At 46.9% G+C, this 11,763-nt stretch carries 13 protein-coding genes; 10 read left to right on the forward strand and 3 right to left on the reverse strand.

The genetic code is table 11. The features are described 5' to 3' along the window. The first annotated feature begins 110 nt into the window (after window positions 1-110). From dinI to EAH77_RS09925, 6 genes are all read left to right on the forward strand, one after another. Entirely contained in the window at window positions 111-356 is a 246-nt protein-coding gene (gene dinI, locus EAH77_RS09900) for a DNA damage-inducible protein I (RefSeq protein ID WP_140472144.1), read from the forward strand. Window positions 357-713: 357 nt separating this feature from the next. Beyond that, entirely contained in the window at window positions 714-968 is a 255-nt protein-coding gene (gene bssS, locus EAH77_RS09905; RefSeq protein ID WP_140472146.1) for a biofilm formation regulator BssS, read from the forward strand. 197 nt (window positions 969-1,165) lie between these two features. Beyond that, entirely contained in the window at window positions 1,166-2,281 is a 1,116-nt protein-coding gene (solA, locus tag EAH77_RS09910; protein ID WP_140472148.1) for an N-methyl-L-tryptophan oxidase, read from the forward strand. 222 nt (window positions 2,282-2,503) lie between these two features. After that, on the forward strand, window positions 2,504-3,163 hold the full coding sequence (locus tag EAH77_RS09915; RefSeq protein WP_140472150.1) for a LuxR C-terminal-related transcriptional regulator: 660 nt from the start codon (window positions 2,504-2,506) through the stop codon (window positions 3,161-3,163). 716 nt (window positions 3,164-3,879) lie between these two features. Then, window positions 3,880-4,434 carry a cytochrome b gene (locus EAH77_RS09920; protein WP_140472152.1) on the forward strand — a complete coding sequence of 185 codons (555 nt, stop codon included), beginning with the start codon at window positions 3,880-3,882 and terminating at the stop codon, window positions 4,432-4,434. A 28-nt stretch (window positions 4,435-4,462) separates the two neighbouring features. Further along, window positions 4,463-5,041, forward strand: a complete 579-nt coding sequence (locus EAH77_RS09925; protein WP_140472154.1) for a YceI family protein — start codon at window positions 4,463-4,465, stop codon at window positions 5,039-5,041. 81 nt (window positions 5,042-5,122) lie between these two features. Here the strand turns inward: EAH77_RS09925 and EAH77_RS09930 are convergent, their stop codons facing one another. Next, the gene (locus tag EAH77_RS09930; protein ID WP_140472156.1) at window positions 5,123-6,178 is read right to left on the reverse strand and encodes a rhodanese-related sulfurtransferase; all 1,056 of its coding nucleotides are present in this window, start codon (window positions 6,176-6,178) and stop codon (window positions 5,123-5,125) included. Between the two features lie 274 nt (window positions 6,179-6,452). Here EAH77_RS09930 and EAH77_RS09935 point away from each other — a divergent pair, with 274 nt between their 5' ends. The 3 genes from EAH77_RS09935 (at window position 6,453) to mdtG (ending at window position 10,425) form a co-directional block, all read left to right on the forward strand. Beyond that, window positions 6,453-7,550, forward strand: a complete 1,098-nt coding sequence (locus tag EAH77_RS09935; RefSeq protein ID WP_140472158.1) for an NADH:flavin oxidoreductase/NADH oxidase — start codon at window positions 6,453-6,455, stop codon at window positions 7,548-7,550. Between the two features lie 412 nt (window positions 7,551-7,962). Beyond that, the gene (locus tag EAH77_RS09940) at window positions 7,963-8,895 is read left to right on the forward strand and encodes a Kdo(2)-lipid IV(A) acyltransferase (protein ID WP_140472160.1); all 933 of its coding nucleotides are present in this window, start codon (window positions 7,963-7,965) and stop codon (window positions 8,893-8,895) included. Window positions 8,896-9,186: 291 nt separating this feature from the next. Next, window positions 9,187-10,425 carry a multidrug efflux MFS transporter MdtG gene (gene mdtG, locus EAH77_RS09945; RefSeq protein ID WP_140472162.1) on the forward strand — a complete coding sequence of 413 codons (1,239 nt, stop codon included), beginning with the start codon at window positions 9,187-9,189 and terminating at the stop codon, window positions 10,423-10,425. A gap of 6 nt (window positions 10,426-10,431) precedes the next feature. On the opposite strand, the gene EAH77_RS09950 is transcribed toward mdtG, so the two are convergent. After that, a complete protein-coding gene (locus EAH77_RS09950; RefSeq protein ID WP_140472164.1) occupies window positions 10,432-10,830 on the reverse strand; it encodes a VOC family protein in 399 nt (132 codons plus the stop codon). Between the two features lie 220 nt (window positions 10,831-11,050). Between EAH77_RS09950 and EAH77_RS09955 the strand changes: the two genes are divergently transcribed. Continuing rightward, window positions 11,051-11,458, forward strand: coding sequence for a MysB family protein (locus EAH77_RS09955; protein WP_140472166.1), 408 nt, complete (start codon window positions 11,051-11,053; stop codon window positions 11,456-11,458). Window positions 11,459-11,476: 18 nt separating this feature from the next. On the opposite strand, the gene EAH77_RS09960 is transcribed toward EAH77_RS09955, so the two are convergent. Continuing rightward, window positions 11,477-11,719, reverse strand: coding sequence for a YceK/YidQ family lipoprotein (locus EAH77_RS09960; RefSeq protein ID WP_194150499.1), 243 nt, complete (start codon window positions 11,717-11,719; stop codon window positions 11,477-11,479). Window positions 11,720-11,763 lie beyond the last annotated feature (44 nt).

Consider the following 11,763-nt stretch of genomic DNA (forward strand, 5'->3'; position numbering starts at 1 on the left):
AGAACGTAATATTCTGCTCTCTGCTACTTTACCAATGCCACTAAGACTCTGCTTGCTTACCTGAAAAATTAACTGTATAAATATACAGTTCAATTTATTCGGGAGGTATTATGCGTGTTGAAGTCACTATAGATAAAACCAAACCTCTGCCAGCCGGCGCTATCGAAGCATTGTCTGGTGAATTAAGTAAACGTATCAACCAGCAGTTTTCCGATACCGATAATAAAATTCAGGTACGTTACGCAGGCTCGAACCATCTTTCTGTAATGGGTGCGCCCAAAACAGACCGCGATCGTATTGAAGAAATTTTGCAGGAAACGTGGGAAAGCGCTGATGAATGGTTCACTACTGACTGATCCACATTAAGCCAGTTAGTACACGCCGCTAGCTATGCTTAATGCGTTAACGAGATTAATAATAATCAGGTTGAGGAAACCAGGCTCTTTGAGCCAATGCTTTTTTCGCCGGGCGTCGCTGTCCGGCTTTTTTGACTTCTTCCTGCTCAATATTCATTCACTTTACTGCCATAAATTTTTGTTAAGTCAATAACGACCGCCTTTCATCATTTTTCCTCACACTTTATTTGCGCTTAAATACACGATTGCTCGCCATAAACGCTTTTAAATGTTTATACTCAAAAAGCTCACAAAATAATGAGCCGCCTTGATCCTCGCTAGTCACTCACGTTAGTCACTACACATTAAGGGGTCTATATGGACAGAAATGATGAAGTTATTCAGACACACCCGCTTGTAGGTTGGGATATCAGTACTGTGGACTCTTACGATGCCATGATGATACGTCTTCATTACCTGTCTTCTAAAGACCAACCGACAGAAGATGCGCAGGTAGACAGAACTTTGTGGTTAACCACAGATGTTGCAAGGCAATTGATAAACATTCTTGAAGCCGGTATAGAAAAGATTGAATCCAACGAGTATGAATATATTGATCATCGTAAACATTAATTCCGCTTCATTAGACGTTTCACTCTAAAAGCACTCTCGACTCACGTCAGAGTGCTTTTCTCATTTGTGGCCTCTAAACCTAGTTACTCTGCCTTTAGGTATTCGTCAAAAACAGTACGCACCTTGCCTTTGACCCGCGAAACTCTCTATCATGAACGTCACCAAATTGTTAAAACCCATCTTAGGAACCTAAACAAATGGAGTATGACCTCATTGTGATCGGCAGTGGTTCAGTCGGTTCAGCCGCTGGCTATTACGCGACACGCGCCGGGCTGAAGGTACTGATGATTGACAGCGCCATGCCGCCACATACAGAAGGCAGCCATCATGGGGAAACACGCATTATACGTCATGCTTATGGCGAAGGGGCGCGCTATGTCCCGATGGTACTCAGGGCGCAACAACTGTGGGATGAACTGGCCCAAACCAGTGGCGAAAAAATTTTCCACCGCAGCGGTGTGATCAATATTGGCCCGGAAGGTTCCGAGTTCATCACTAATGTGAAAAACAGCTCAGTGGAGTATGCCCTGAACACCGTCACCATGAATGCCGGTGAGATACGCGCAAAATGGCCGCTTATCAGCATTTCAGATGATTACTGTGGGGTTTATGAGCCTGATTCTGGCTATCTGCAAAGTGAAATTGCCATAGCTGCATATATTCGTCTTGCGCGTGAAGCTGGTTGCGCGCAGCTGTTTAAGTGCCCGGTCGAATCAATCGATTACGATGTTCAGGGAGCGATAGTGACGACTCATGAAGGAACATATCGTGCAGCTAAAATAGCGTTAACAGCAGGAACCTGGGTCAAAAAATTACTGCCGGAACTACCGGTTAACCCAGTGCGTAAGGTTTTTGCCTGGCACCATGCCGATGGCCGCTACAGTGAAGAGAACCACTTCCCCGCTTTTACCTTTGAAACACTGCAAGGCGACCAGTTTTATGGTTTCCCTTCGGTCAAAGATGGGCTAAAACTAGGTAAGCATAACGGTGGTCAACCGATCGACTCGCAGAAACAGCGTAAACCTTTTGGCGCCGTAGCCGCAGATGGTAGTGAAGTGTTTAATTTCCTGCGTCACCATTTGCCAGGTGTCGGCGTCTGTTTGCACGGTGCAGCCTGCACCTATGATGTTACAGCAGATGAAGATTTCATCATCGACACCTTGCCTGGGCGCAACAACACGCTAGTGATCACAGGTCTTAGCGGCCACGGCTTTAAATTTGCCAGCGTTCTTGGGGAAATTGTTTCTGAGTTTGGACAAAACACGACAAGCTCCTTCAACCTAAAACCCTTCTCTCTTTCACGCTTTTCCTGATAAATCCTCAGTTTTTAATACTCCCGGCCGCTCTGGCTGGGGTAATGAAGTAATACTTAATTCATTATTACGTTAAAACACTTCTTTCTGATGAATTTCGGGGGTTGATCAATACCCATGTTTTTTCGAATTGACATCCTTACAGGGAAAAATTTATCCTTTCAGCAGTTATCACAGGAGTGATAGCGGCCGCGCAAACATGCGCATTGACAAGGAAGTAATATGAACTTATTAGTCATAGAATCCTGTGGTTTTACCCGTCTTGGTATATATTCTTTGCTGATGAAAAATGAAAGCATTCATATTACGGATTGCGAAAGCATTTCTCAGGCGATGCAGGAAATCCTGGACATTCAACCCGATATTATTCTTTTAAATACGACCCAATATTGCTATCACTCAGAATTTTCTTGTGAATTGAGAGAGTTCATCGAACGTGTAAAAAATATTAAGATGTATTGCTATGTGGATGCTCAATATCCAGTCGCAGAAACGCCTATTTCGGTGACGAGAGATATCTACATATTAAATAAACAGCTTTTAACTCACTTATTAAAAAACATCATTTTGCATCCTGACCTTTACTTATCTACCAAAACACCCTGCATCAGTCGTTCGATTTTCAGTGACCAAGAAATTTTGGTGATGAATTATTGGATGTCAGAAATGCCCAATTATCGCATAGCTCGAAAACTGGAGATAAGCAGTCGCACTGTCTATGTACACAAACGCCATCTGGCGCAGAAAATAAAAGTAAGAAACCGGCTAGAGTTTTGCTTCATTTACAACTTTATTAGATATCTATTCTGGCCAATTGATCCAATATCACGAGCCCCGCTAAGCCGTCAGGCAAAAGAAGAAATTCTGACGCTGTATAAATAATATCATCATGTTTCTTACCCGACGAAAAACCAAAGGCCACCCAATGTGGCTTTTGGTTTTTATTGCATCAGCTTATGCTGCTATTTTCGCATCACTTACCCTTCCCCCAATAGACAAAATTTCATGTCACACCATCGGTACTCCAAACGTGGCGCTTAGCAATCGGACTGATAAAACAAGCAGTAACATACTGAGGTGGAGGAATAAACATAATGCCCATTATATTATGTAAACCCTTTGGAGAGTGAAATTAATCACCGGTTTACGCGGATAACATTATCTTCACTGTCGGTTATTAACGGCATCAAATAAGGTATATGACCTTTGGATAATCCATAACATTAAGTGCATATGAAGTTGTACTCTGTTCAATATTGGGATCTCTGGCATATTGTCATGCATCTATTATAGTACCGGCAGAATGCATGAATATAATTCAAAATATATAATTCTATTTTTAGTCAATAAAACTGACCATTGTAAAAGCCTTACCGTTGATGACAAAAGCTGACAAATGCAGTCACAACCGAGTCTAAATAATGAGACTTGAGTATCATGGTGAGTCTCTCGATATCACTGAATAACTCTAGCCCGTTACCATCAAAAATAATGAACAAGTTAAATTAATGCATTTAATAATGAATAATATATTGCCAAAATGTTTCTGGATGTTTATTTTCTAATTTGACGGTGTAATGTACTTATAAGGAAATTGGATGTTGTGGAGAAACTCACCGGTCCGGTTCGGACATATATCGGTACTAATTCATTGGGTGGTCGCTCTGACCGTCTATGGTTTGTTTGTTCTTGGTCTGTGGATGGTCGGGTTGGGCTATTACGACTCCTGGTATCACCGTGCACCCGAATTGCACAAAAGCATTGGCATCCTGGTCTTTGCATTGATGATATTCCGCTTGTTTTGGCGCTTTATTTCCCCCCCACCCCGTCCGCTTGAAAACTATAGCAAAACAACACGTTTGGGTGCCTGGCTGGCTCATTTGTTGTTATTCGTTGGCCTGTTCAGCATCTTGATCAGCGGGTATTTAATTTCTACCGCAGAAGGTCAGCCGGTTTCTGTTTTCGGTTGGTTTGAAATCCCTGCCTTTTTATTTGGATTGCCGCAACAGGCTGATATCGCCGGTACTGTTCACCTATGGTTGGCCTGGGGAGTGGTCATTATTTCTGCGTTACACGCCCTGGCTGCATTGAAACATCACTTTATGGACCGGGACAGCACGCTTGTGCGCATGTTAGGGCGTAGTCCCAATTAACTTGTTAGATAAATGGAGGTTGTTCACTATGTTAAAAAAAACCACTCTGGGCCTGACTCTGGCTTCTTTATTACTGACGGTTGGCAGTGCAACTGCCGCAAATTATAAAATAGATAAAGAAGGTCAGCACGCCTTTATCGAATTCCGCATCAAGCATTTGGGTTACAGCTGGTTGTATGGCAGCTTTAACGATTTCGATGGCGGTTTTACATTTGATGAAAAAACCCCATCAGCCGATAAAGTCAATGTCACCATCAACACCACCAGCGTGTTTACCAATCATGCAGAACGTGACAAGCACCTGCGCAGCGCAGAGTTCCTTAATGTGACCAAGCATCCGCAGGCCACCTTTATCTCAACTTCCGTGAAACAAGAGGGCGATGCACTGTCGGTGACCGGCGACTTTACACTGAACGGCATAACAAAACCGCTGACATTGCAGACTAAATTGCTCGGCCAGGGAAAAGATCCATGGGGTGGATACCGTGCCGGTTTTGAAGCGGCGGGAAATATTAAGCTGAAAGATTACGGTATCACTACCGACCTCGGCCCCGCCTCTCAGGACGTCGAACTGATTATTTCGGTTGAAGGCGTGCGGGAAAAGTGATCCTCACGGGGTATTAAGCAGCGATAAAAAAGGGCTCAATCTCATGAGCCCTGATTCATCAATACTATAGAGCTAAAACAATTACTCTTTTTCCGGCACCGGAATATGCATAGTGCTATGCAATAGCCCCTTGGACTTATTAAAAATCTTGATACCGTTTTCACGCCCGGCACGCAACGCCCGTTGTTCTTCGCGCGGTAACTTCAGCTCGGTCTGACAAATATCACTGCAACAGCCACCAAACTTGGCAGCGCAGGTTGGGCACTGAATAAACAGCAGATGACAGCCATCATTTTTGCAGTTGGTATGATCATCGCAGGGTTCGCCGCACTGATGGCAATGCGCAATCACATCTTCAGAAATCCGCTCCCCCATGCGCTCATCAAAAACAAAGTTTTTCCCTTTGAATTTTACTGGTAAACCCTGCTCTTTAGCCCGGCGGGCATATTCAATGATACCGCCTTCCACGTGATATACATTTTTAAAGCCTTTGTGCAGCATGTAGGCGCTGGCTTTTTCACAGCGAATTCCACCGGTGCAATACATGACGATTTTTTTGTCTTTATCTTCCTCGAGCATATCGACGGCCATCGGCAACTGATCGCGGAAAGTATCCGACGGTACTTCAAGCGCCTGATCAAAATGCCCGACTTCGTATTCGTAGTGATTCCGCATGTCGACGAAAACAGCATCAGGATCGTCGATCATGGCATTAACCTGCTCGGCTTTCAGGTATTGCCCCACGTTTGATGGGTCAAAACTCTCGTCGTCAATGCCATCGGCAACAATGCGTTCACGCACTTTGAGGCGCAACACCCAGAAGGACTTCCCATCATCTTCCAGCGCGATGTTCAGGCGAACCTGATCGAGTGCCGGGTGACTGGCAAAAAGCGCTGTTTTAAACGCCGCGAACTGGCTTTCCGGGACGCTCACTTGTGCATTGATCCCCTCTTTCGCCACATAAATACGGCCAAACACGTTTAGTTTGGTCAGGCAGACATAGAGCACATCGCGGAAAGCTTTCGGATCGTCGATATGGAAATATTTATAGAAAGAAACTGTGGTCCGCGGCTCGGTTTCGGCCAGCATGCGCGCCTTCAGTTCCTCGTTAGAAATTCGGTTATGTAACACTGGCATGGTGTACGTTCCTGTCTTTCATGGAGGCTATATTAATGGACATCTTTAACGATGGTGTTGTTGCATGCGTTTAATCAGAAGCAACTTTTCAAGCGGCAATATTATACATTAAAGCAACAACTGCGACATCTTCCGTTGCAGCGTTTTACCGCAAAAACGCGGCAAAAATGGGCAACCAGTACACGCAAAGTGGCAGAAATACGATACCTTAAAGTAGGTGAGCATTAATTATTTCATTCACAATCATGCATTCATCAACGGCAATGAGGGAACTATGAGCAAGCTTTTCGAACCAATCTCACTGGGTAATTTGACCTTGGCTAACCGCATTATCGTCGCGCCAATGTGCCAATATTCTTCGGACCACGGTAAAGCGACCTCGTGGCACCATGCACATCTGGGGCAACTCTCTTTTTCCGGTGCGGGATTACTGATCCTTGAAGCGACCGCCGTCGAAGCCATCGGTGGCATAACGCCACGGGATTTAGGTCTGTGGGATGATGAAACTGAAGCGGCCATGAAAAGCCTGGTGACGTCAATTCGCGACAACAGCCGCATTCCGCTTGGCCTGCAACTCGGGCACGCAGGCCGCAAAGCTTCTTGCCAAGTGCCATGGGAAGGCGGCAAACAGCTCACGCCTGAACAGGCGGGGTGGCAGACAATTTCTTCGTCCGCCTTGCCGTTTGCAGAAACAGACACCGCACCACAAGCTATGACGTTAGAACGAATTGCCCAACTGAAGAAAGCCTATGTGGACTCTGCCAAGCGAGCAGATCGTCTGGGCTTTGATCTGCTTGAGCTGCACGGCGCGCATGGCTATTTACTTCACCAGTTCCTGTCACCTCTTGCTAATCAGCGCAATGATCAGTACGGCGGTTCACTAGAAAACCGCATGCGCCTGCTGCTGGAAATCTTTCAGGAACTCCGCGCAGTCTTTCCGGCGAACAAACCGATTGGCGTACGTATTTCAGCAACCGACTGGGTCGACGGCGGTTGGGATCTTGAACAGTCAGTCACCCTGGCCAAAGAGTTGGATAAATTGGGCTGTGACTACATTCATGTTTCCAGCGGCGGATTAAGTCCGCAGCAAAAAATCAGTGTTGGCCCTAACTACCAGGTACCCTTCGCGGAAAGAATTAAACAAGAAGTGAAGATGCCGGTGATCGCGGTAGGCCTCATCACCGAACCTGAACAGGCGGAGGCCATCATCAACACAGGTCAGGCTGACATGATTGCCCTGGCGCGCGGTATTCTTTATAACCCACGTTGGCCATGGCATGCGGCAGCGAAACTGGGCGCAAAAATCAGCGCACCTAAACAATACTGGCGTAGCGAACCCCATAACGTTAAAGGGTTATTCCTTTCCGAATAACGGTCATTCGCTGTCAAATGGGCAACGCCATGTTGCCCATTTTTTAAGTTGCTTATCTATTGATTTTTCATATGACAACCACAATAAACATTGAAAATACCAATAAAATTGCCGGTAGAATTGACAAAATGCCACTGTCTGCCGATATTTAATCAATTGAAATAACGGAATATTCAGTGAATCGTCTCATAAAAAATCCACATACCTGATTTTTCATGCACAGATGTGAATAAATTAGCTATTAATGCCGTCCGCTTTCACCTGAAACCAAAAAAGTGCCACAATGTATCATTGTGCTTCAGGAAATAAATCACAGTGGACAGATTGGTCAGGCTGTGACGTTTTTCCGTTGCGGGCTACTGCACAAGACAGAGCTTATATTTTCTTACTTCGACACTGACGCAGAGATTTTATGACTCAGGTACCGACCTTTACATCTTCACTATTACATCCGCGTTACTGGCTAACCTGGATGGGGTTAGGGCTGCTTTACTTACTGGTGCTTTTGCCTTATCCGGTCATTTACCGCCTGGGCACAGGCCTTGGCCGCTTCTCAATGCGTTTTTTAAAACGCCGCTTTCATATTGCACAGCGCAATCTTGAGCTCTGTTTCCCGGACATGAGCCGTGAACAGCGCGATCATATGGTGCTGAAGAATTTCGAATCTGTCGGCATGGGGCTATTTGAAACCGGTATGGCCTGGTTCTGGCCTGATCGCCGTATAGAACGCTGGTTTAAAGTCAGTGGACTGGAACATGTTCAGAAAGCCCGTGACAACCAGCAGGGCGTGTTGTTAATTGGCGTGCATTTCCTGACACTGGAGTTGGGTGCACGCATTTTTGGCATCCATAATCCAGGTGTCGGCGTTTATCGCCCCCATGATAATAAGTTGATGGACTGGATCCAGACCAAAGGCCGTATGCGTTCTAACAAGGCCATGATCGACCGCAAAGATCTTAAAGGCATGATCCGCAGCCTGAAACAGGGCGATATTATCTGGTACGCACCGGATCACGACTATGGTCCACGCAGCAGTGTATTTGTGCCTTTCTTCGCCGTAGACAAAGCTGCGACCACCACAGGAACTTATCTTCTGGCGCGCATGGGTAAACCTGCGATCATTCCGTTTACCCCACGTCGTCTGGAAGGGGGTAAAGGTTATGAGTTACTGCTCCACCCGGCGGTGGAGAATTTCCCACTGGATGATGAAGTCGCCGCGGCCGCTTATATGAACAAAGTGGTGGAAAGCGAGATCAGGCTCGCGCCTGAGCAATACATGTGGCTGCACCGCCGCTTCAAAACCCGGCCAGAGGGCGAACCTTCGTTGTATCAGGCGACCGAATAACCCCCCTGTTCAGATTTCGGGCCGGCACTCCTGCGGCCCGAAATCTGAGTTGTTTCCCACCCTCGTTACTTTTCTTCACGATTTTATCCCGCCTTTCATTACCTTCTTTGATCTGTCTCCTCTCCCTAAAATTTATGAACCTGTATTTTACTTTTTGCGTTAACTTTTCCGTAACATTATTGATGTGACTGATTATTAGGCGCATAATTATCCAGCTAAACGATAGTTAACCGCCTCTGCACGCCTTTCATCGGCTGCGCAGAGTTAATGGACCTCTCTCATCGGTATTTTATGACTTCGGAACCTGCATCAGAAACAGCACCTGCCCCAATAAATTGGAAGCGTAATCTTTTCGTCGCCTGGATCGGTTGTTTTCTCACCGGCGCTGCGTTTAGCCTGATCATGCCTTTCCTGCCGCTGTATATTGAAACCCTCGGCGTTACCGGTCACGAATCCCTGAATATGTGGTCCGGCCTGGTTTTCAGTATCACATTCCTGTTTTCGGCCATTGCATCTCCCTTCTGGGGTGGGCTGGCTGACCGCAAGGGGCGAAAAATAATGCTACTGCGCTCAGCGCTTGGCATGGCTATCGTGATGGCCCTGATGGGGTTTGCACAAAATATCTGGCAGTTCCTGGTTTTACGCGCCCTTCTGGGGTTGCTCGGCGGCTTTGTGCCGAATGCCAATGCACTGATTGCAACCCAAATTCCGCGCAATAAAAGTGGCTGGGCTTTAGGTACTCTCTCTACGGGGGCAGTCAGCGGTGCGCTGATTGGTCCGCTGGTCGGGGGATTACTGGCCGATACTTACGGATTGCGGCCGGTGTTTTTCATCACCGCCTGCGTGCTGTTTTTGTGTTTCCTAATGACCCTCTACTGCATTCGTGAGCAATTTGTCCCAGTGAATAAAAAGGACATGCTGAACCGTAAACAGGTTTTCGCTTCGCTAAAGAACCCTAAACTGGTGCTGTGTCTGTTTGTTACCACCATGATCATTCAGGTGGCGACAGGGTCGATTGCGCCAATCCTGACACTCTTTGTTCGCGAACTGGCAGGCAATACGCAAAATCTGGCGTTTATCAGCGGGATGATCGCTTCAGTGCCTGGGGTGGCCGCGCTGATGAGTGCGCCAAGACTTGGGAAACTAGGGGACCGGATTGGCCCGGAAAGAATTCTGGTGGCGATGCTGGGCATCTCGGTACTGCTACTCATACCGATGGCCTTTGTACAGAATCCGCTGCAGTTAGGGATCCTACGCTTTATGCTCGGTGCCGCCGATGGTGCTTTATTGCCAGCAGTGCAAACCCTGCTCATCTATAACTGCACCAATCAGGTCGCAGGCAGGGTCTTTAGCTATAACCAGTCGTTCCGCGATGTGGGAAATGTCACAGGCCCACTGCTGGGTGCTGCGGTGTCGGCAAGTTACGGATTTCGCACAGTATTTTTTGTTACTGCATTAGTGGTCCTGTTTAATGCCGCCTACTCCTATTGGTGCCTGCAACGCCGTCCGCGCCAGGCGATGATCGAATAACGCTTATCAGATACGCCATTCTCGTTGTGCAAGCACTACGCGATAACCGTCGGTATCTTCGAATGTTTTGCCGGTGTTATCCCAATAAGGATTGTATGAGGCAACCTCAATGAAACCGGCAGTTCGCATCTGCTCGCACTGTTTTTGCCACCCCTGCGAATCGGGCATATAAAATACTAACAAGTTATCCTGCGTGGGCGCCCTGCCCACAGGAATTCCCCGATGATGGGTAAATTCCAGATGGTAGTGATGCTGTGGATGCCCGACCATTATCCCATCAAACCCCAGATGATCTTCGAAATCCCCCAGCAGTTCGAAACCCAGCCCATCGCAATACATCTGCGCTATGCGTTGCAGGTTATCGGTTGGGCGAGCGATACGTAAAATACATTCGCGTGGAATCATAGGGTTTCCCGGTGAGTATTCAGCGATGAAAATCGCTAAAACTAATCAATTTATGCGCTATTGGGCATCGAAAACTTGCATCCTGGGACATAGCGTCAACAATTAGTGAATCAGAGAAAAAATCAGCCGACTTTTTTACTGTATCGTGTTAGCCATTAATTACTAACGATTTCATCAAATATTAGTCGGAACCCCCGTGAAAGCCACTCAGGAGAAAAAGATGAGTATGTATGCAACCCTGGAAGAAGCCGTTGATGCCGCCCGCGAAGAATTTCTTGAGTCCGCGCAGGAAACAACAGACAGTGACGAAACGCCGGTCCCGGAGCAATTTAACCTACAAAAATACATTCTGCAGGATGGCGACATCATGTGGCAGGCGGAATTTTTGTCTAAAGAAGGGGAGTCGATTGAAAGTCTGACCTTCCGTAGCGGTGCGGCAGCACAAGCCATTTTTGATGACGACTATGATAAGCGCGAGTTGGAAGAAGAGTGGCTGGAAGAGAGCACGCTGTATGAATGGGACGAAGGTGAGTATCAGCATGAACCGCCACTGGACACTGAAGAAGGCGAAGCTGCTGCCAGTGAATGGGATGACGAAGACGACTATCCCGGCCGCGATATAGACTAAATCTTCAGGTTCTCTGCATCATTCGTAAGGGCCGTGGCGTGCGTCAATCGGCAGCATGAAGGTGTCGACAATCATCGAAAGTGGCACATCGATCACGGTGACATAACGCCACGCCCCCTCACGAACATCCCATTGTACGCCCGGATAGTATTGATTACCGTGCCCCTGACCGGGCACGGTACGGCTGATTATGCTGCCACAGCCGCTTAATGCTACTGCCGCAATTGCCATTACCGCACTGCGTAAGACCAAACGTTTCATCACGTCACTTACCTGTTAAAGCCGATAAAAAGGGCAGCATGCAT

Source organism: Ewingella americana (assembly GCF_006438725.1).
Taxonomy (GTDB): Bacteria; Pseudomonadota; Gammaproteobacteria; order Enterobacterales; family Enterobacteriaceae; genus Ewingella; species Ewingella americana_A.